We start from the raw sequence: 23,322 nt of genomic DNA, 5'->3' as shown, positions 1-23,322 counted from the left end.
AGCCACCTTGGTGGTATTTCATTAAAAGTCGAGTATTACAGACAGAAATTTCGGCTGGAATGAGTCGGGAAACTTTACATAGAGGAGTGCATTTTAGTTACATTTTCGCAATAAACTTCACAAAACAGTGCCTTACATTTGAGGCATTATGATTGCACAATCTGAATGCCGACTAAGGAAGGAGAATATGATGAAAAGGTATTTGTTTGTACTCGTGTCGTTTGTCTTGGGCAGTGCCGCCGCCATTCCCGTCGATGTGACTGATTTTAGTGGAACCGCCATTCACTATGGTTTTGATGGGGACGTTGTCGGCTCAACCACGGCTGGAGATGGAAATGCCTGGTTTTCCAATGGGGAAGTCTCATCCTATTGGACCTATCCGGATTTTTCCGCCCCGATCTACAGAGACGGGTCGGACAGTCTGGCGATTCGCGTGGATTTCCTGGCGCCTGTTTCCGCGCTGGGTATGAACTTCACGTCCACTCACACCAATACCTCGTTGTCGCTCTACAATAGCTCCGGTGCCTTGCTTGAAAGCTATACCATGAGTACCTATGACATGGATGGCTGTCCGGACGAGCTGTTCAACTATCCCTGCGATTTCATCGGAGTCGACTATGGCCTGAACGACGTTTCTTACGCCATCATCGATACCGAGTCGGACAGCGACGATTTGTGGGTCGATAACCTGATTTACCAGAGTGTTCCAAGTCTGGCTATGGTCAGCGAGCCAAGTACCTTGGGCATTCTGGTTCTAGGGTTGGCCGGGCTGGTCGTGGCACGCAGGAAGCGAATGTCGCCTTTATAACATGCAAATACCCGAAGTCTTAATACACCGGAGGTTCCAGAGTATCATCGGTCGAACTGAGCAGGGCTTCGGGTATTTATCGAATCTTTTTGTCCCGCTTGCTTCTTGTGACTTTATAGCAATTGAGAGCAGTGATCTTGCCTCACTCAGGCAGTGTCACGTTGAGCAAAATAATTCCCGGGTAATAATATTTGCTTATCTGATAGCGCTGGAATTGTGTATTGATCTATAAACCCTGCAATTCCCTGGCTCGTTCGGCTAGGTTATAACCCCCTTAAGCCCTGTAGTGCCGTGGGCTAACCAGCCAAACCTCAGTCCTCGATGTCCTCCTTTAATATCTGGACGCTTGATTTTCGATTAATTCATCGAAGAGTTTTTACAGAAGGCTGACAGTGCATTTTAAATGTGAGAACATGCGCAGCCTTGTTGTGTGAAAAATGGACGGAAGCATGACGCTTCGGTCAAAGGAGATGTAGGGTAAATGGACCTGAAAGCAGTGAAGTACCTGTCGGTACTGTTTTTGGTCGCGTGTTCCAGCGAAGACAAATTGGCGACCATCGGCCAAGAAGAGATTACTCGACAGCAGTTTGAAGCCCACCTTGAGTTCAAACGCATCGACCCATCCGATACCGAGCGTGTCCAGCAGACCCGCGACCAGTATCTGGAGCGGAAAACGCTCGCCCAAGCGGTGTTGGAAGGCGACCTGATCGATGACAGTGCGTTGCAGGCCGAATTCGAAGAATTCCGTACGCAGATGATCATCAATCGGTATCTGTCCAATTATCTGGACGAAACGGTCGATGAAACCGCCCTGAACAACTACTACAACAGTAATCCTTCCGAGTTTCAGGTCAAACAGGCCCACGTCGCCCATATCGTCTTCCGCACGCACAACGCCATGACTGAAGCCGAGCAGCAGGCTGCCCAGCAAAAGGCGCGCAATGCGCAGGCACAGCTGATGAAAGGCGAGTCGTTTGAAACCGTGGCGGAATCCCTCTCCGAGGATCTTCAGTCGGGCCCGCAAGGCGGCGATTTGGGGTGGATCACCGAAAACGCGATCGATCCCGCCTTTGCCAAGGCGGCGTTTTCGCTGGAAGCCAAGTCTGTTTCAGACATCGTAAAAACCCAATATGGATACCATTTGATCAAGTTGGTGGAGCCGGTCAGAACCCAGACCCTGCCGTTCGATCAGGTGAAGGGTGATATTCGATATCGCTTACGCAACCGCGCCAGGGCCGCTGAAGTCGAGCGACTCAAGTCGACCCTCGATGTCTCCATTAATGAGTAAGGGATCCACTGATGTATCGATGGTCTCGATGGGCCGGAATCTGGATAGCCGCCGGCGTCCTGCTGACGGCTTGCAGCGATAAAGAACCCGCCACCGCAACCGAACCGACAGTCGACGAATCAGCCGAGAAGGTCGTCGAAGGTTGGGCAACGGTCAACGACTCCGTTCTGACCGACGACGAGTTCGAAGCCGCGGTGGATCGATTTTTCGGCGACCAGATTGTCGATGCGCGCGCCCTCCGCAATATCCGTGAAAGTCTCATCACCTCCCGCGCCTTATCCCAGCACGCCGAACAATCCCTGGATGCGGATACGCTTCGCTCGATTGAACTGGCCACTCAGGCGTATCGGGAAGAAAAGCTCATTGCCGCCTATCTCGATCAGGTCACCACGCCTGAACCGGTCAGCGCCCAAGCCGTAAAGGCTTATTACGAAAACCACCTGGAAGACTTTGGCGCCGCCAGCGTTAAACGCTTGGAAGTTCTGCGCATTAATTTCGAAGAGCAGGGCCAGCAAGCGGCCGAAGCGGCCCGACTGCTTGGCCGTGTGGATGAGCGCGATGACTGGGCGACCTGGAGCCAGAAACAGGCGGACGGAAGCGTTCGACATATGCGCGTTGCCGCCAACGATCAACTGTCCGCCAGGCTGCGTGCCGCCATCAAGCCGCTTGGCACGGACCAGGTCACCGGGGTGATTGTGGAAGGCGATACCGCCTATCGAATCCGCGTGTTGGGTGTGGACCGGATCCCCCCGAAACCCTTGGGTGAAGTCAGCGCCGATATTCGTCGGCGGCTGGCGGCCAATCAACTGAAGCAGGCCATCTCGGAAGTGTCCGAGGATGTCCTGTCGGACAGCACTATCGAACGACGATACGACTAAAACAGGCGAGGTCATGATCAGACTTAGTCAGGGAAAGGGTGTACAGTCAAGGCTGATCGGTGTTTTCGCCGTTTGGTTAATGTTGGGTTCATTGCCGGCGGTGGCCGGGCAATGCCATGGCCTATGGGACGAGGCTGTGCAAAGTCACGGCCAGCGGCTCTGGTTGGCCTATGGGGCGGAGCTGGCCGAGCCCGATCCGCTGCCGTCCAAATCAATTCGTCAATCTCGCTGGTGGGGCGCCTGTGAAGGTCAGGCCTGTTCCTCCACCGGTCAGGCATCCACACCACTCACACTGCCCGCGTTCGTTTTCAGTGAGAGCGACAGAGACCTCTCCCTTCAGGTATTGCAGCCCAACCCGACCGTCGTTCGCGAAGGTATCGAGTTCGCCACCGTGGACGTTCCTTATGGCGCTCATCTGGAATTCGACCGGTCTGTGCCGCTGCGCATTATCGATCGACTGCGTATCGGCGCCTTTGGCGAAGTCCGCCTGGCGCCGGGTGACTACTGGATCAATGAACTGACGGTTCAGCCTTACGGTCGCGTCGAAGTGGTCGGCGAAGGCCGCGTTCGGCTGTTCGTGAACCAGCCCCTGGAATTTGGCTATGGCGCCGACTTCATCGCGGATCAGCCCGACAATGTCGTGTTCATCGGCCATCAGGGAGCGCGGTTTTGGGGGCGCAACCGCGTCCAGGCCACCGGGTACAGTCACCGCGACGTGCGATTGGGGACGTATTCCGAGATGCTCGGCCGGTTGTCGGGCGGCGACGTCCAGTTGGACTTCGGCAGCCGTATTTCCGGCATTCCGTTGTCCAGTGAAGATCTGTTGCATGGGCTGTGCAATGATTTTGGCCCGATGCGCGATCTCGATGGTGACCATCGACCGGACGGTGTCGATCCGGATGCGGACGGTGACGGTTACTACAACTTCGTAGAAGATCGCGCCGGATCCGATCCATTCGACGCAACCAGCATTCCCCAACCGCCGGAGGACCCGGAGACCCCCGACCTGCCGGATGCGTGGGACCCGCTCGATGCCAACGCCTGTACCAACACCTTCACCAACGGGTTACAGACCCATGCGCCCGATGGCGTGATTCAGTTCGGGTACAACGCCCAGTTGCTGAGCCCGTCCTCGTTCGGGTTGCTGACAGGGCGTATCGACCAACCCCCGTTCACGCACGAAAGTCATTGCGAAACCGGATCCTGTTACGCCCTGGGGCAGTCGTCACAATCCCTGCCGGACTTTGACGTGCCCGCTTTGGACGGCAATGAGCGGTTGCGCGTTCGTCCGCGCTCCGAACGTGCCTTGCATGCGGACGATTCTCAACGTTACCGCTTCATCCGCATTCAGCCCCGAGCGTCGCTTGTCATCAAGGGTGGAGCCGACGGGTTCCGGGCGGGCGATGTCTGGTTGCAGAGCCGGTCCGAACTTCGATTGTCTCCGGGTGATTACTTCTTCGATTCCTTGAGCGTCGACCCGGGTGCGGTGGTGCGTGTCGACGGCGAAGGCACCGTCCGGCTGCATCTGGACGGGGAATTGTCGGTATTGCCTTATGGGCGGATCAACACGGATGAAACCGGGGAAGGCGATGCCTCCCGGGTCTTGCTGGATGTCGCCGGTACGGTCGACATCAGCTATCAAGCCAGCCTGGCCGCGCTGGTCTACAGCGATGATCGCGTTCGGTCCCAGGGGCATATTGACGGCGCTCTGTCTTCAGCCCGCATTTCATTGCGTCCTTACGCCACCGTTAACTATAACCCCGACGCCGTCTGGCAACTGGATTTCGGCACCTATTGCGACATTGACGACGACGGTGTGTACGACGGACGCGACCCGGACCGGGACGGCGATGGCATCAGCAACGACTATGAAAAAGAACTGGGGTTCGACCCCAATGACCCGACCAGCACACCGCCCGACCTGGACGGCGACGGCATTCCCGATGCGTTGGATGACGATCGCGACGGCGACGGCTACCTGAACGAAGACGATCGCTTCCCCGACGACCCGACCGAATGGGCCGACATGGACAACGACGGCATCGGTGATAACAGCGATCCGGATCGGGACGGCGACGGCTTCGACAACGAGGACGAAGTCGCCTCCGGTACCGACCCGAACGACGCCAGCGACTACCCGGATCGCATTCCGCCCACCGTGAGTATCGAGCATGCTCCTGCATTGACGCGCCAGGCCCAGGTCGATGTGCTGGCCAATGCCGCCGATGAATACTCCGGTTTGAAGTCCGTCGTATTGACCAACACCACAACGGATGAATCCGCTCCGATGCAACTGAACGACGACGGGTTTTGGGTAGCCCCGGTATCACTGACGAGCGGTATGAACAGCCTGATCGTCACGGCCACGGACAACTGGGACAACCAGACCACGGTAGACGCCCAAATCAATCGGGATTCACAGGCGCCTGTCTTGTCCCGCCTGCAACCGGACAGCGACCAGACCTCCGCCACGAGCGCCACCGTGGTCTACCGCGTGACCGACGACAACAGCGGTGTCGAGTCGGTCGAATTGACGACCGCCTCGCACACCCTGGAGCCGGTTGTTTCCGGAAACGAGTATCAATTTGACGTTCCGCTGACCGAAGGCGACAACACACTGGTCGTCAACGCACGCGATGTGGCCGGCAATGCAAGCGCCACCACCCTGACGCTGCTGTCGGATGTGACCGCGCCCCGTTTCGAAGAGGTGCTGGTACCGGAACTGGTCAATAGCGCGGAACAAGCGGTCAGCGGGCGGATCAGCGACAACCTGACGAGCATTGCACTCGACCTGACCTTGAACGGCCAGGACATTCCGCTGACGTCCAACATCGAAGCGGGCGTCTTTGCCTTTAGCGCGGATCTGACCCTGAACGAAGGCACCAACGAACTGGTCCTGACAGCGACGGACGCGGTCGGCAACCAACGCACGCTGACCCGCACCCTGAATCTCGACACCACAGCACCCGTGTTGAATGTCGTGGAACCCGATCCCTACTGGCAGGCGCAGCCCGGTTATGCACTGGCCGGGCAGGTGACCGATGACAACAGCGGCGTAACGGCGGTGGTCTATGAACACGGAGACCAAAGCGGTGACGTGAGCTGGGAGGCTGACGGCACTTTCTCATTGCCGTTGACGCTGGTCGAAGGTGAACAAGCCGTGGCGCTCACCGTCACGGATCTGGCCGGCAACGAGGTTTCTATGGATGTCGTCATCGCACTCGACACCACGCCTCCTGTCCTGTCGCCCGAGCAATCCAGTGAGCCGTTGACCGGATCCTCCGAATGGACATTGAGCGGCACCGTCAACGATGCCGGTTCCGGTGTCACCGCTCTGGTGTTGCATTGGCCTGGAGAGGCCGAACCCCGTGACGTGGCGGTCAACAATGGCCAGTATCAGACAACGATTGACCTGACAGAAGGCGTTCAAGCCGGTCGTCTGGTGGTTACCGATGGCGTAGGCCTGACCACGGAATGGCCGTTCACCGTCACGGCGGACTTTACCGCGCCCACGATACAGGTTAGCCCACCGGACGGTTACCTGACCAACCAGGTCCAGATAGCCGCTCAAGTGACCCTGGCCGATGAACCGGCCGGATTGCAGGACCAGACCTTCAGCCTGAACGGAGACGTGCAGACCCTGTCGGGAGCCGACACCAGCCTGGACCTGACATTGACCGAAGGCTTGAACGACGTGAGCGTGCAGGCCACTGATACCGTCGGTAACCAGGCCACCGAGACCCTGACCTGGAACCTGGACACCCAGGCGCCGACCCTCGAACGCCTGGCACCGCTCGCCGAATGGACCGGCGCCGCCACGGTGCTGGTGCGCTATGGCGTTCAGGATGACAACAGTGGCGTCCGGGACGTATCGATCGACCTGGCTGGACAGCAACAACCGGCCGAACAGCTGGACGGGGCCTACCAGTCGGAACTGACACTGGCCGAAGGCGACAATAGCGTTCAGCTCACGGCAACGGACCAAGCCGGGAATGTCTCGCAGGACAGCCTCCTGATCAAAGCCGATTACACGCCACCGCGATTCACGAACGTATCGGTTCCCCTGCTGGTCAACCAATCCGACTTGACCGTGACCGGCGATGTGAGCGACGCCTTGTCCGGCCTGAGCGACGTCAGCCTGCAATTGAACGGCGACGCCCAGGCACTGACCCTGACCGACACAGCCGAAGGCGCCGGATTTTCGGCCAACCTCGCACTCGCGGAAGGGGCGAATACGCTGGAACTGGTATCGACGGACGCCGTGGGTAACGAACAGCGGCTGTCCTATCAGGTCAATCTCGATTCGCAGGCGCCAACGATCGAACTGACCGAGCCGGATCCCTATTGGCAGAACGACAGCGTCATCCGCCTGTCGGGCCGGATCAGCGATGACAACAGCGGGCTGGACAGCCTGACCTACCAATGGGCCGGACAAACACACCCACTGACTCCGGACAGCACGGGTGCCTTCAGCCTGGACCTGACGATGACCGAGGGCGACAACACCCTGACCGTCACCGCCCTCGACCGCGCTCAAAACTCGGCTGAAGCAACCGTTCAAGCCGGTCTGGACACCACACCGCCAGTGATCGAACCGGAGCAGAGCAGCGATCGGGTAACCGGCGACGAGGCCGTCACCCTGTCCGGGCGGGTCTCCGACATGGGCTCGGGCATTGCCAGTCTGGTCCTGCAACGCAGTGACCGCACCGAGTCAACGCCCGTAGCCGTGGCCGGAGGCCAATACAACCTGTCGTTGCCGCTGACGGAAGGCGTATTGGAAGGCACCCTGCTCGCCACCGACCACGTCGGCCTGACGGCCGAATGGCCCTTCACCGTTCTGATGGATGCCACACCCCCGTCACTGACGCTGACACCGGAGCAGGACTACCTGACCAACGAACCGGCCGTCACCGCCGAGTGGACGGCAACGGACGACGGTTCCGGCCTGTCCGGCCAGACGCTGACGCTGAGCGGCGAGCCCCAGCCGGTGACGGACGACGCCCGTTCATGGGCGCTCACCTTGCGCGAAGGCACCAATACCATCACCCTCTCGGCCGTTGACGCGGTCGGCCATCGCACCGAACTCACCCGAGAATGGCACCTCGACACCCAGGCTCCCGAGCTGACCTGGCTCAGTTCCAGCGAGGCCACCAACGACCCGGACTACACCGCGCGCGCCCGCCTGGTCGACGCCAACGGCATCGCCTCGTATCAGCTGACGGCGAACGGTCAACCGGTCACCGGCACACTGGAAAGCGATACCCTGAGTGGTAGTATTGTGCTGCAGGAAGGCCAAAATAGGCTGGTTCTGACGGCATCCGACACCGCCGGTAACCCGGCCCGCATCGAACAGACCGTCTTCCTGGATACCCAACCCCCGGTACTGGCATTGGACGATGTCACCGACATCACCGCGGCCAACGACATCGCCATCGCCGGCCAGGTCACCGATGCCTCCACCGTTCAGGTCACCGTCGGCGACCAGAGCGCCACCGTCGGCGAGGACGGCCGGTTCAGCGTCACCGTCCCGATCCAGGCCGGCGGTAACGACATTGTGGTTCAGGCCATTGACGCTCTGAACAACCTGACCCAGCAAAGCCTCTCCGTCACCGGCGACCGCACCGGCCCCAGTGTCGAGTGGACGGCCCCCGCACTGACGGACCAGGACATCCTGACCATCACCGGTTCGGTCAGCGACGACTACGCCGATGTGGCTAGACTGCAACTGATCAACGACAGCCTGGACGGCGCCGGCTTCGATGTGACCGTCAACGAAGGCGCCTTCAGCGTGGACGTTGCCCTCGCACCGGAGGTGAACCAACTGACCTGGATCGCCGAAGACAGCGTCGGCAACACCAGCACCACCCCCTTTACCGTCGAACTGCAGACCACCCGCCTGGAATGGTCCTGGCTGTCGCACCAGCCGGGGCAGAGGGTCACCGAAGACAGCATCGTCGTTGAAGGTCTGCTGGATACCGACGTCGCCGAGAGCGACCTCAGCGTGACCATTAATGGTATGGAAGCCCGGGTCAGCGCCTGGGCCACCGAGCAGTTCTCGGTACGTTCCCAGAGCATCGAACTGGCCGAGGGCGAGAACGTCATCACGGTGCATGTGCAGGCGCCGGATGAAACACTGCAATCCAGCCTGACTCTGAACCGCACCTCGACCGAAGAGCCGCCCACCGAAGGAACCCTCACGCTGACGGTGAACTCCCCGGCGGACGGTACCCAGGTCACCGGCGAGTGGCTCACCGTCAGCGGTGAGATCGAGTCCGACACCCGCCCCTGGTTGACCATCAATGGCGAGACCGTGGCCCTGCAAGCCAGCGCACCCTACTACCGGTTTGCAGAAAGCCTGTCCGTCCCGACGGGATCTACGACCTGGGACCTGACTATCGAGGCCCACAATGAGCAGGGGCTCAATCAGCGGATAACGCGAACCGTCCAGATCGACCGAGGTGCACCGGTGGTCACCCTGGAGCGCCCCTTGGCCGAGTACCCGGACGTGAACGAGATATTGGAAGAACCCTATCCGTTTGCCGGCACGGTCACGGACGCGAACCTGTCCAACCTGACGCTGAACGGTCAAGTGCTCCCGCTGACGCCCCTGTCCGAAAACCAATACCGCTTTGAAGCGCCGCTTTCGCTGCCGATCGGATCCGAGACGACCCTGTCCCTGAGCGCGGTGGACCTGGCCGGCAACCGCACCCGTCACGACTGGGTCGTTAAAGCCACGCGCAGTCTGGACCTGGGTTGGTTGCTGCCGGCCGCGGACAGCCGCTTTGTGACCCAGGGCGAGCCGTTCCCGGTGCAACTGGTGTTGCGCTCCAGCGACGCCACCGCCAGCTACGCCTATCGGGCGCGCTGGGTCGACCGGAACAGTGACGCGACGTCCGCCTGGTCCGACCTAACGGTGGACCAGACCACGGTCAGCGGTGAACTGATGCTCAATGGCCTGGTGGGCGATTACCGAATCGACGTCCAGGCATTGGATGCGGGCAATCAGGTTGTCCTGCAGGCCCAGCCTCGGTTATTCCGCATCGACGAGCCGGCGTCGGTCGAAGTCGCCGTTGTGCGCACCGTGCCCGAGTCCGGCGCCGATAATGTGGAAACCAAAGAGGCGATCGGCGTCTTCTTCAATCAACCGATCGACCCCGACCAGTTGACCATCGACGTGTTCGAGACCGCCCAGGGCAAAACCTGGCGCAACCTCGACGAACCGGGCACCGAATTCTTCAACGCCCAGGGCCACCAGCTGGTCGACGTCTCCCGCAACCACGAAGCCGTACCCGGCTCCATTCGGGTGCTGCCGGAACGCAAGGGCTTCCTGTTTCAGCCCGCCCGCGAACCGGCCTACGACGCCACCCTGAGCGTTGAAGTGGCTTACCAGGGCCAAACGCTCACCCGCTACCAGTACCAGACCGAGCCGTTGCCCACCTTGGTCAGCCTGCGGCTCGAAGATCAGTACCAGCGCCCCCTCGACGGCCTGCGCGTGCGCCTTGGCGACCGGGAGACCATCAGCCAGGACGGTCGTGCCACCTTCGGATTCGCCGACGGTGAGCCCCCGCTGCCCACCGGCGACTACACCCTGTGGATCAACCCGGACCGCACCAACCCGCGCTACGGCGAGACCCGCATTACTGTTCCGGTCGACGGCGGTCGTCACAACGAACTGGGCACTGCCCTGGTCAGTTTCCTGAACCCCGAGACGGGCTCCACCTACTTAAGCAGCGGGGAAGCGCATGTCCTGCTGGACGGCGCCGTCTCGCTGGGCCTGAGCAACGCCACGATCAGCTTCCGCGACGGCCGAAACGCCGGCCCGGCTCACATCCAGTTCAACACCTTCGGCGGGTTCAACTACCCGACCCATCCGTTGGTTGCCCCGAACTGGCTGTACTCGGTGCAACCGCTCGGCATCACCCTGGACGGCGACGCCGCGATCAGCTTTGAACTGCCCAAACTGCAGAACGGCTACGACTACCTGCCCGAAGACGGCAGTCTGGGCCTGCTGATGGGCGTGAACCCGCGCACCGAGCGGATTGAACCGTTGGGCGTCGTGAAACGGGATGGTCATCGGGCCGCAGTGCTGCCGCCGCATCGATTGACCGTGTTGGATCAGTTCGGCGCCGTCTTCTTGCCGGAACAGGCCCAACCTCTGTTGGCGCGATATCTGGCCGGCGAGATCTCCCTGGATGTTTTATTGGTCCGCATTGCCGAGTTGGCGCCTGCCCCGGCCGGACAGAATTCGGAAAATGATTCATGAAGAGACGTAATCACATGACAAGGATCGCGACCGCCCTCATTGCCACTGTGCTCAGCGCCAGTTCGACGGGTGCCTTGGCTTTTGGCTTGGCCGGAATCATGAACCAGCCGGACCCAAGTTGGGGTTTTATCAATAATCGTCAATTTGTTAATGGTTATGTATATACCCGAGGTATCTACAAGAACGAAAATGGCTACCCGGTCTATGTGGTTTATGATGATTCGGGCAAGGAAATCTCTGAAATTGGCTCTTTGGATCCGAACGGTCCTTACGCAAATTCCCGAATCATGGCCGCCAGTGAATACCAATCCTATATCGACCAATATGAAGCCGATCTGGCACAGTTTCGTGAAACCTACCCCAATACACCCGACCCCGAGTTACTGACAGTTGAGCAATATGAAGATCGAATCAGTAATCTAACGACTTCTGTAGAACCAGCAGAGCCATGGAAGGGAACCGAAAGCGATAAAAGCCTGTTGGCAGGTACTATTTCGGTGCTAGCAAGACCAGAAAGTTTGCTTTATACACCCGAGTCTCCATATTTGATGCGTCAATATCCCATTGATATGACTGACGCTCAAACTATATTTGGCGGTTCGGGTTCCTTGATCCTGAGTGAAGATGGAAAGGTTCTATACACCAGTGAACATCGAATCGCATTGCGAGCGGTGTTCTATGAGGACATCAATACGGGGGAATTCGACCCTGGTGTATTTGTATCCAGCGCTAAGAAGTATTCGGGTGTGAACCCGAAGCTGACAAATCCCATCCAGGGTATTCCGCTTACATCCGGTATGGGCTCGCAGGGAGCCGGAACCACTAACGATATCGGCCAGTATTCAATGATGATAATGGCCACGCCCTGTCCTACGTTTTTCTACCAGTACAATGAATCTATTGAAGGCTGGATACCTTATCGTTCTTTCAATCCGGATATCACGGGAGCTTATCTTTATCCCATTATTCGTACCTTCAACTTCGTCTGTAATGGAATGGCGACCTATTCCTTCCAACCCGGAATCAATCCACCGTTGAGCCTCGACTTTCCAATCGATGTCAATATTCTGACAGGGTCCATCCGCATGCCCAGTGTACAACTAGGCAGCGATGGGGATACACCCAGCTATGATCTCGAAATACCAGAGAGTTTTACCAGAACTAAGGCAGACTTTTACGACTTCGATCTGGATGGTGAGTCCGACACAACCTATTGCGGAGAGCAGAACGACGAGGGTGACTTCGTCGTCAACCCAGACTGTCAGACGGCCACGGTTCAAGGTGTGTATTTGTCCAGCGCCGAGAATGACCCCGAAGCGGAAGGCTGCAGCGAGGATCCTAGCGCTTCGATTTGCCAGCCCAACTTCATGCGCATCATGGACTTCGAACGGGAGGACAAGGACAAGGCGTTGGTTTCCCAGCTGTCTCCAGAGCACATGAAGGATACCGATCTCTTTGTCATTCGACAGTCGAACGGTCAGTTGATAGCTCAGCGTCAAGGGCTTAAGGATGACGAAGAAGCATACGAACCAGCAGGTGGGGACGGTCTGTCTGATAACGATATCAATCTGGTGCAGGGGGAGCTCCGTGTTGACTATGGAATGGTATTGCGAGGCATGGAAAACCTATCCAACCAATACTATTCCTTTCGAGCTTGGGATGATGAGCGTGGTTTTAGTACCTGGCAAGCCAAGGGCAATATGGCTCCTGAACTATACGCTCATCGGGAAAGCGACCAAGTACGCGCTGGTGAGACTCTGGAAGTGTGGGCCATTAATCGAGTAACGGGTTACATCGGTCATGCCGATGTCGTGGTAGGCGAAGATCAATTACAAGACAGTTTCCTGGACACCAATGTTTCCGACATCGAGTTGCGACCACCCAATTTAAAGATCTGGGCTGAACGGCGTTATAATATTGAAGCTGGAATGACCCAAGGTGAGCATCGTGACTACTTAATTAGCCATGAAGGCGCTGGTGAGGGGGACGATACATATATCCAATTGTTTGTCGAATGGCTAGACCATGATGGCAATGCTTTGCCGGATGCACTTAAAGACTATGGTTATACAGGACGGCTCGCTTATGTATCCGGCGAAAATAGCCTCAGTGATGCCAGTCAAGCGGGGCACGCCCGTTTTGATATCAAACCGGGAAAACATGTGGAACTACTCCGGTTACCGGGTGCCGGACTGGATAACCTGCACTATTACGTCCAAGTAAATGGGATTCCATACAATTCGTATGATGATTTTTCACTGGGGCTGCAGAACCGAGTAGGTGATGTGAGTTTCGAGGGTACTCCGGAAAACAACTATCGTCCGGAAAGTTACGTTCCTATTAAAGTTCCTTTGTATGATGAAGAAGTGACCGATATCCAGTATCAAGCGTACATGAAAGAAAGGGAAAGGCTCGCCAAGGAAGAAGATTTTGATGCTCTCGAGAAGTTGCCCAGGCCGATTCCTGCTTATGATTGGGTCTACCGGCCAGAGTATCAATACAGTGTTTACGACTTGGTGGTCGACGAGTTACACCGTGAAACTCAGAACGACACCGATGAAAGTACGATTGATATTTACCAGGATTCCACACCCACACTATCTTCGATGGATGACGCGGTATCAATCTTGTATGAGCTGGGCTATTCGGAGAGCAGTCCATTGCCGTCCATGGACGGTGAAAAGCAGCTCGTATTCAATCTTGGTGAAAGTGAATTGGATGTGACCCTTTCCGGGAACGGCACTTTAGCCTTCGATGACCTATCGAGCCTGTCGCTGGTAGAGCCAGAGGACTTTTTGACGGCTAGTCTGTACCTGAATAGCGATGCCGGTAACCTCTTGTGGCAGTATGCCTTTGAATACCTGATCGTGGAGCCGCTCGCTTCCGGCATCGTTGTTGAACCGCATGAGACGTTGTATGTATCGGCGGATGATCCCGTTTTCGATTGGAAGGCACGCCTAATGGGCTATGCCAGCCGAAAACCCGATGTAAAAGAGCCCATTAACCTGCGATGGCTCGTTTCCGGCGAAGGGGCCATGGATGAGACCGTTCAATTCAATGACAGCAACGGTCTCTTTCTAAACCGCATTGTCATGCCGACCACGGCCGGCTCGAAAGCCAACCTAGAAATCGACATGGTCGGTACGGATATGGAACCCATCGAGTTGCCTACTATCGAGGTGGTCCCTGGGGAACCCCATTCGATCAGCTACAGTACCACCGGCAGTTTGGCGACTGAGGCACCCTTGACTCAGGATTTCATCGTTACGGTCCGGGACAGAAACGGTAATCTGGTTCAGGACGGTACGCCGGTTGACGTCTTTACCCACAACAGCCTGGAACTGGCTGATCACGACCTGGAAACCAGCGGCGGCAAGATGCAGTTCTCACTGCAGGGCGGACCTTTTAAAGGGGATGCCTCGGTAACCATTAAGTCGGTTGATGCCAGTATTGAGGTCCCTGTTCAGGTTCGTCCTTTGAATATCGATCTGGATTATCCTCAGGCGCTGGGTGTCGGTCAAAGCGGCCAGATCAAGGTCACCGTAACCGACCACGAGGGCAATGCCGTTCCCAACGCGGATGTCGTATTGAAAAGTACGTTCGCGTATGTGGGCAGTAATGTCATTGTGACGGACGATCAAGGCGTGGCCACAACAACCATTACCGCTCCCCAGGGCGTTCGCGATGGTGAACTGACAGCCATGGTGGGAATGAGCAGTTACACCAAAACGCACTACTCGGTACTGGACCCGAATAGTGAGTTGGGGAATCTTCAGGCGGACGCCCTGGCACTGGTTGGGGATCAGTCCGAAACGGGTAGTGTAAGCTATGCCCGCTACGACGGCTCGATCGCTGAGATTCCCTATCGTATTGAAGGGACCGTCAAAGTGAAGGGCAGCCAGGATGAATCGGTTGAAATAGAGTTGGGCGACGTATACGCACCCAACCGGGCTTTATCGGCGGCGTATATGATGAATGACCTTGAGCAAGGTCAGATCAACAACGACGCTGGACAAGATGCCTTGCTAGTACAGGGCGTCAAGCGCGTTAATGATGCCATGATAGGCCAAGGGCACAGCATGCAATGGACCTATAATCCCGATGTGCCGGCCTTGATGTATGGTGACAATATCCCGGCTTTTACCGACCCAACAGGTATGGCCTGGACGGCTGAGTTAAAGCTGGACGACATACGGTCAAGAAACCAAAGACTGAATCAAGAGGACTCTACTCACCCGGATGCCGGCGATTCTCCAGCCGAGATCATCAATTTGGGTCAAGGTGGTCAAACTCTGACAATAACGGATGAAGGCACACTCCAACTGAAGGTGCGAACCAACGCCGCTACGGTCGAACTGACGTCCGATCCCATACAAATTACCGAATGGCACAGGATCGCTGTCACAACACACTCCAATAGATTGACTCTGTGGGTCGACGATAATCGTTATGAAACCTCACTGCCGGAATTCATCGACTATCAATGGACTCAATACGATGACCCATTGCTGAGTCGCGACGCCGCTTTGCCGCACGACTTGGTTGTGGGTAAGGGATTAATAGGCCGTATCAACGGTCTGAAATTCTACGATCACACTAGTCAGCCGCTGATCATACTCAATGGATCCGGAGAAGTGGCGACCGTTACCATTGACGAGAGCGGTGAACAGCCCATATTGCTCAAAAGCCAAGGCCTGATGCGGCCCGAAGGCTCCGAATTGGCCACCCAGCGGATTGCTATCCGATCGGGAGGAAGCCGCCAATATGTATCGCTCATCTCCACCTCGGTCTTTACAGAGATGGCCGGCTTTTACGCCACACATTTGGCGGAGAATGCTCCACCCATTGATTTGGCATTCAACGGTGAAGCCCCGACCGAGGAACAGCTGTCGGAACTGCTGAGGATCAGCGAGCTTTCTGCTTTCGATCCCTTTGGTCAGGCACCCTATCCCTGGGCTAAGACAGCTCACGCCGGTTTCGGTTTGGACTTCCTGTGGGATACGATCAATTTCTTCATACCGATTGAAAGTATCGGTATCGTGTTCGAACAACTGGCCTTGCTGGCGACCGACCCGGAAGAATTCGATGCCATGGAGTTCACTATTGCCGCCGTTGACGTCTTGACGATATTCCCCCCGGCTAAGCCATTGAAGGCCGTTACGAAGCCGATGCAGGTTATGATGCGCGGCATCGCCAGGACAAACCCGAAATTCAGCAAGCACTTCGCCGGTGTGCTGGGTAAGGTAATGAACCGGGCGAAGAAAGGTGATTTTGACACCTTATGGAATCTGTTGCCCTTCCTTGTAGTGGTGATCGACCTATATCAGGATGAGGAGTCGCGGCAAGGCCTTGAGATGATTTGGAGCAGTGTTTCGAGCCCGGATGATTTGATGGCGTGGATTGACTGGCTGGGCTTGCCCGGAGAGGAATGGGCAGGTGAGGAAGTGCCGGACGTGGAAGCGTTCGCGTCGGTAGACGATGGATTCGTAATACCAGGCTTTGATAAGACAGCTTATGCAGCTTCAGGCAGTTTGGCTAGAGTATCTTCATCAGTAATCGGAAACACTTTGGAGCAGGCAGGGAAGCGTTTGGACGGTGGTGATATCAAAAATCTACCGAAGAGACTCTCAGACACAGTGACTCACATCAAACATGTCGAAGCTCAAAAACTAAGACGTTTTGTCCATAGCCCAGATATGATACGGAGTGTTACAGCTTTGGGGCTCAAAGGGGGAAGTCGGAGTGTACGCAACTTCCTAAGAGGAAAAACCAATGCACGTATTTCACCGGCAGCTACTCTGGCGATAACGGCCTATCTGGGGTGGGAAATGTCCTGCGGTAAGATTCTGGATGCGAAGGAAGATTTTGAAGCCGATGGCGATGAAGATGAATATACCCCTCCGGATCTTGGTCAGGAAGAGGGTGAGGTATTGGACTACAGCCAGATGCTCACGACTCTTGAGTGTGGTGATAAGGGGCTAAGGGGTGCCCAGAACCGATTCCATATATATCGAATGTTTGGTTCGGCTTTTACCGATGCGGCGAATCGCTATTATGAAGAGGAGGATATTGTTAAGGAGGACTCGAAAGTTGCATCTAACAATTTCCTTGGAAGTGGCCATGGTGCTCTGTTCCACTTGAGTCAAGTTGCGAGATTCCAGGCTTTGGCCCGTGCTGGCGGATTGGATATTAAATCGATCGAAGGACAGCGGAAGGTTTGGTTGTATGTTGATGAAGATGCAGTTGATGACGGTGATGATATTGTGGATAGAGGTGATCCTGAATTCGGTAGCGTATTTTATGACGCATATGAACGGTATGTAGATATAGTATTGGGGGATGAAGATAGTGAACGTTGGGTTGAGCTAAAATCATACTCTTGCTATGGAAATAGTGGAAAAGAGCGCTATTGGCCAGCAAGCTTTAAAAGTCAAAAGTCATCCCAATGGGATCTGGTAAAAGGTCAGACAGAATGGCCGAGCCTGCATAGACAGTTCTTGTTGGATCGAACAGCTAGCAAAGTGGGGCATGCTCGACTAAATGGAACGAACAGCATTGAGCTTGTTAGTGTGGCTTCCGAGTTTGAATGGTTATTTCAGAAGTTTAAGGTCAATAAAAAGAATACTAAAGGTAAGAAGCAGGATGTGCGGAATGTACTTCTGGGAAGCGTAGGAACTGCCGATAGCATTCGGGATGCATTGTCAAAGAAACCTAAGGCGGCGAGAAGTGCGAGAGAAAGGAATTACGATATATATATGGCTAATATGGACGGTTACATCAGTATGACTGATAAAGTAAGATATGCTGATTTGAACGGTCTGCTTAGTGATATGGTAGCTCTTGGATTTGATTCTGCGGTGGAAGCTATTAAAGAGTTGCCAGATTTAGACTGAAGGTGGGTAGTGATGATTATTGAAAAACCAGACTTGAGTTTTACGTCGGATCCTGGTTGGATCGCTGAACGTGAGAAACTATGGGATCAATATTGTGAAAGTAGGTACTCCGAGTTGCGTGGGTCGACATTAAAGGCGAGGAGGCAGTTTTTTTTTCATGGAACACTGGATAAACCGAGAGAGCACGGCCTAGGTGAAAAGTCTTTCTTGCGTGTGAATATTAATGACTTTCCATTAAGATCTCCCGAGGGATGGGACTATCTTGTCTATGAATATGGTGGATACAATGATAGAGAAGTTCAAGAGCTCGCAGTCTATCAGGTGCTACCAGGGTTGAAATATCTAGGTTGGAGTTTGGAAGAAGAACTGGCTTTATGGGAGTATTTTTTTCAAGCTACTTATGAGAGATCAATACGATCACCGAAATTAACTAAAAGGAAAGGTGTTCCTATTGAAGGTGATTTGCCACTTGTTAAAGTCATTTCACAATATTCTTCAGGCCTGTCAAGTCTTTTAAAAGGCACCGCTAATGCATCCCCTAAATGTTTACACAAAGCCGATTTTTTGATTTCTGCATTAAGTGAAATAGACTCGATCCTCCTTGCAAAAGATACGGTTTTACGGCGAAAATTGGATGCGTTGTTTAAAAGATTGGTTAAGTCTCGAGATAATTTACCGGTCCAGTATGAAGGTGATTTTAGTGCGTTTTATAGTAGGCTGTCATCTGCAATTTCTGATGATCAAGTTGATCCTGTTATAAAGAATATGTGGATAAAATGGAGCGGATAATTGAGTATTTTTAGTTGAGTATAGTGTGATTGCGCCGGTGCAGGTTGGTAAAGCAGGTCGTTGGACTTTGTGTGCGTTGATAGAATTATATAACGTGTAAAAATACATGATAGTTGATGGCATGAGCGATGCAGTAAAGTATGCTGATATGAGAGCATTGCTGGATGATCTGACTACGCTGGGGTTCAATTCAGCGGTTGAAGCGATTAAAGAAATACCGGATCTGGATGGGGGCTGACGAATGACAATAGTAATTGAAAAGCCGGATTTGAGTTTTACGGATAAGCCTGAGTGGATCGAAGAGAGGGAAAAGTTGTGGGAGAAGTATTGCGAGGGTCAGTATGCTGAGCTTCGAAAGGAGAAACTCAGAATACGCAAGGATTTTTTCTTTACAGGTGAGTTTGAGAGACCACGGGATAATGGAAGGGGGCAAACCCTATTTCTAAAAGCCAGGATTAATGATTTTCCGTTAAGGAGACCAGAGGGGTGGAGCTATGTTGTGTACAAATTCGGTGGTTTTAACGAATTTGAGATGACCAAGCTGCTAGTGCACCTAGTATTGCCAAGCCTGAAAGAGCTAGGTTGGAGTCTAGAGGAAGAACTGGCGCTTTGGGACTATTTCTTGCCATCCACCTATAAACCTACGGTACGGTCTCCAGGACCAACTAAAAAACATGGAGCTCCAATAGAGGGGAGTCTGCCGCTTGATAGTATTATTAGACAATATGCGTTGAATTTACATTGTTTGTTGGTAGGTTATTCTGAAATTTCTAGAAAATATTTCTATCGGTCCGATTTTTTAATATCGACATTGAGATCGATTGATTCGGAAGAGTTGAACAAGGGAAGTGATTTGAGCGATGTGTTGAAGTCGCTTTTTTCTGAGTATTATTGGGACCGCAGTAAGCTTCCCGATGACTGCCAAGAGGCCTTTGGCAGATTAATGACAGAGGTTGAAGAATTGATAGAGAGCGGAGGAGTGGACTCGTCGGTAAAAGAAATATGGGACGAGGTGAAGCAAAAGGAAGGTTGACTTGGTGTGCGACCTTCTTGTGGAAAGAGGATAGCAAGAACAAGGGAGTAGGCACCAAAGAACGAATTAACGAGCAAAATCACGCAAATAGGCCGGCAGCAGCGTAATAGCCGTTGGGCTAGCCAAAATACCGTCAAAAGCAAAAGTAGTTTACCGGTTGAGAATCACGGCAACCATTGATACCAATTTTTCAGGCGAAAACAACCCCGGATTATAAGAGGATTACCACCGATGGAGCTCTATCTGACCATCAAAGGCCAGGTCGAAGCTGAGCACGAAGCAGCATTTAAAGAGATGTTCAATTATATGCTGGGTGGCAAAACCGGCGCACCATTGGAGAATTTTGTTCAAAAAACCTTCCCGATGGCTGAAGCAAACCTGGAAAAAGCCCTGGATGTGTTCGAGGAATTCTACAGTACCCCCAATTTGGAAACCTACGAATTGAAGCAAGGTCAAGCCAAATTGAGTTTTATGGGCGGCCGTGACCTGGAATCTGCCTCGTTGTACTTGGTGGCCTGGCTCGAAGACTGCGGCTTACGGGACGTCGAGCAAGACAGTCAATGGATCTAGCCAAGGTTACTACCAAACCCAGGCGACTCGACCCTGGATGGAGCTAACCGGGAAGCTTCCATAAACACGACTATCGGAACTGGCGTCGGGGTTGTCTCCCAGTAACCATACAGAATGCTCAGTGGCTGGGTAATGCTCCGGGAAGGCGGCCACGCGTTTGACCAGGAAGTGATCCATGTTTTGTGTTTTGGCGATGACAATGTCCCCGATGTTGGGCGGTTCAGTAAAGTTTGGATCGACCACCAGCCAGTCACCCGGTTGCAAGATCGGCGACATAGAGTGGCCAGCCACGCGGTACCACTCAACCCCGGTGATCGCCGAGGGATTGTGCAGCGCAAGTGTTAGTAGGCTGATCCAAAATAGAACGGTACCAGCGAGAGGCCAAAGTCGGGCGCTTTTCTTATGGGGTCTGCAAGTGCTATTGGCTGCTTGACGGTGGTAAAGAATTAGATGCCATGCTGATACCAGCACAGTGAACGACCAAAATAGGCTCAGAGTGAATAGATAAAGCTGAGCTTTTTGTCTGTCCAGAAAGGCGTCGAAGTGCAATCCGAGGGCCAGGGCTGTGACCGTAAGCACTAGACAAGTCGCGAGATATCGATAACGCAACAGTAAAGCCTGAGTCAGCCCGGGAACCATCACAGAAAAAGCCTGTAGGGAGATTTTGGTGGTGTGCCAGGGTGTCATAGGGCCGAGTCACATCTGTTGGCTTTGCCAGCCAGATGGCAATGGTAGACCAGGTCGGAGACCGTCTCGCGCAGCGCAGGGTCAAGGTAGCTGTCGTGTTCCAGCGACAGGCTGTCCAGATCCAGGGCTGCGCGGACCTTCTCAGGAAGGTAATGCTGCATAAAGCCCCGGGCGACGGCCTGATTCTCCATGCCGTTGCAGAAAAAGCGGTCGTGCGGGTTGCGGGACGGTTTGGGGATATTGGCCACGGGAGCTCCGGCGTGTGGGTTTGTGGCAAGCGTTCATTATATTGACTTTACAGTGGATTTCGACTGTGTTTTCGATAAGAGCGGAGTGACATTCTGTCTGCCTTGCATCCGGCGAGGTGTCGCGTCCGCAGAATATCCGCGCCTCTACCATCCGTGTTTCAAGGCTTTTTTAAAATGGAGCCTTGGTACAGGATAGGAATCATAGGCTCTTAGCATTGAAACAGCGGAAATTGTGTCATCGGACCGAAGAATCGACATCTTCCGTCTTTGCCGGTTTCGAGCCATAAAACCACCCTGTCCCCTGCGGACAGTATGGCTTGATGCCTTTTTTGTACTAGAACCGGGATTCGGTCAGAGCATTCGCCAGTTGTTCTTGTTTTCAACGCAGACCTGTTTGATAGCAGATGCCCAGGATTTTCAGGGCGGATCGGAATAGCCGGGAAGTGAACACTGCTTTGTAATCGGTTCGCAGAGTTTGGCAACCCCGCCATGATCAATATCGTCGCCAACACGACAAAGATCATCCTTTTACCCCATTCCATGGTGAATAACTCTTCCGTACCGCTATTTTCAATCGACGCGCGGCATCATTGTGAGGCGAGGGAGTTTATCGGAACGGGATGGGGATGCCACCAATCGGAGCGGGAATTCGTGCAAAAAACTGTTGATCTAACCAGTGTTTCATGAGTGAATAACCGGGTGCTCTTTTGTATTCGCAGTGAGCACACGCTGTAAATCTAAACGCAACATAGAAAGGCTGATCTATCGACAGACACTGTCATTAAACTAGCGCTACCAACGGGTGCGGGTAACACCCGAAGGCAGCTAACCATGCAGACTTGCTAGAGGAGTCCACAATGGCTATCAATCATGATACGTCACAATCCCGCTCGCCCCAAAATAATTCAATCACCGTCCTCTCCCATCCCGTTCGACGACGGGGCGATTTTTATTCCCTGAACGATCTGCACGAGGCCGCCTGCGGCGCCCAAATACACCATCCCGATCGATTTCTGGAGTCACCGCAAGCTAGGGCCTGGGAGGCGGATCTGGCTGAACGAAAAGGCGAGCCGTATATCCCTACAGATCCCCGCCGAACCGATCAACCGGGTGCGTCGTTGTCGGTCTTCGCCCGAAGGGAGTTGGTTGAAGCCTACGCGCTCTGGGTAGGTTCCGGCTTCGCGCTGGCGGTGTTGCGGGCCATGGAGGATCGGCCCGATCCGGCGGCGCTCGACCCAAGCCCCCACACCCGGTACGAACTGGGCTATGTCCGGGACCTGCGTTGGGACGAAGACCGCTCGGGCGATATCGCCTGGTGGGAGTACGACGGGCAGGGCGCCTTGACAGCCGAGGAAGCCGCCGCTCGCGGGCGAGATTTCTTCGAGCAGACCCGGCGCCTGGCGCGCATCAACCCCAAAGATGCGGAAATGGCGCTGAAACACAGCCTGTTGAGTTGGTTCGAGGGCGGTTTTCGAGGCCTGGGGTTTCACCACTGCGAAATGGTGTTCTGCGACTGGCTGAGCCGGGCGGCTGTAGTGGGCATGGTCTCAAAGGGAGGCGAAACGTTGTCGCCGGTTACGGAATAAAGGGTATCGTTTCCAATTCGGGCTGAACAATAAAGCCGGGTGTTAATCGCCCGGCTTTATTCGAAGTGTTCGCTCTAGCCTCTAAATGTTCCACATTCGTTAAAGCAGACGCCTTTCCCATCCAGATTGGACATGAATACTTTACATTGGTAAGGTTCTGTTCCTCATTATGTCAGTAAACCGTCAGTTATGCGAAGGATGGCTGTGGTGCACTGGCGGTTGTATGCAGTAGACGTGATGTAAAGGATCATGGATTTGAATAAAGGACGGTTGTACCGG

Annotated in this window: 11 protein-coding genes; 9 read left to right on the top strand and 2 right to left on the bottom strand. The window is 54.6% G+C overall.

Annotated features, from left to right (window positions below):
- The first annotated feature begins 187 nt into the window (after positions 1–187).
- The 8 genes from IE111_RS12310 to IE111_RS12275 all read left to right on the top strand — a co-directional run bounded on the left by IE111_RS12310 (position 188) and on the right by IE111_RS12275 (position 20,522).
- Positions 188–808 (top strand): PEP-CTERM sorting domain-containing protein, encoded by a 621-nt coding sequence (locus IE111_RS12310; protein ID WP_189609025.1) that lies wholly within the window; start codon positions 188–190, stop codon positions 806–808.
- 481 nt (positions 809–1,289) lie between these two features.
- A complete protein-coding gene (locus IE111_RS12305) occupies positions 1,290–2,096 on the top strand; it encodes a peptidylprolyl isomerase (RefSeq protein ID WP_189609022.1) in 807 nt (268 codons plus the stop codon).
- A gap of 11 nt (positions 2,097–2,107) precedes the next feature.
- Positions 2,108–2,974 (top strand): peptidylprolyl isomerase, encoded by an 867-nt coding sequence (locus tag IE111_RS12300; RefSeq protein WP_189609020.1) that lies wholly within the window; start codon positions 2,108–2,110, stop codon positions 2,972–2,974.
- Between the two features lie 136 nt (positions 2,975–3,110).
- Positions 3,111–11,237 (top strand): hypothetical protein, encoded by an 8,127-nt coding sequence (locus tag IE111_RS12295; protein WP_189609018.1) that lies wholly within the window; start codon positions 3,111–3,113, stop codon positions 11,235–11,237.
- Between the two features lie 14 nt (positions 11,238–11,251).
- On the top strand, positions 11,252–18,130 hold the full coding sequence (locus tag IE111_RS12290) for a hypothetical protein (protein ID WP_194523970.1): 6,879 nt from the start codon (positions 11,252–11,254) through the stop codon (positions 18,128–18,130).
- Between the two features lie 12 nt (positions 18,131–18,142).
- Positions 18,143–18,919 (top strand): hypothetical protein, encoded by a 777-nt coding sequence (locus IE111_RS12285; protein ID WP_189609014.1) that lies wholly within the window; start codon positions 18,143–18,145, stop codon positions 18,917–18,919.
- A gap of 241 nt (positions 18,920–19,160) precedes the next feature.
- Positions 19,161–19,952: a hypothetical protein gene (locus tag IE111_RS12280; RefSeq protein WP_189609012.1), complete on the top strand. Its 792-nt coding sequence runs from the start codon at positions 19,161–19,163 to the stop codon at positions 19,950–19,952.
- 231 nt (positions 19,953–20,183) lie between these two features.
- Positions 20,184–20,522, top strand: coding sequence for a hypothetical protein (locus IE111_RS12275; protein WP_189609011.1), 339 nt, complete (start codon positions 20,184–20,186; stop codon positions 20,520–20,522).
- A 9-nt stretch (positions 20,523–20,531) separates the two neighbouring features.
- Here IE111_RS12275 and IE111_RS12270 read toward each other — a convergent pair whose 3' ends face one another.
- Entirely contained in the window at positions 20,532–21,209 is a 678-nt protein-coding gene (locus tag IE111_RS12270; RefSeq protein ID WP_189609009.1) for a S26 family signal peptidase, read from the bottom strand.
- Positions 21,206–21,457, bottom strand: coding sequence for an Rpn family recombination-promoting nuclease/putative transposase (locus IE111_RS12265; protein WP_189609007.1), 252 nt, complete (start codon positions 21,455–21,457; stop codon positions 21,206–21,208). Before IE111_RS12265 ends, IE111_RS12270 begins: the two co-directional genes overlap by 4 nt.
- Before the next feature lie 857 nt (positions 21,458–22,314).
- Here IE111_RS12265 and IE111_RS12260 point away from each other — a divergent pair.
- The gene (locus IE111_RS12260) at positions 22,315–23,043 is read left to right on the top strand and encodes a KilA-N domain-containing protein (protein ID WP_189609005.1); all 729 of its coding nucleotides are present in this window, start codon (positions 22,315–22,317) and stop codon (positions 23,041–23,043) included.
- Positions 23,044–23,322: the final 279 nt, after the last annotated feature.

Origin of the sequence: Saccharospirillum salsuginis (genome assembly GCF_014651855.1) — a bacterium.
Classification (GTDB): Bacteria; Pseudomonadota; Gammaproteobacteria; order Pseudomonadales; family Natronospirillaceae; genus Saccharospirillum; species Saccharospirillum salsuginis.
The sequence above is the reverse complement of the archived record's forward strand: the minus strand, read 5'-3'. Positions and strand labels throughout refer to the sequence as shown.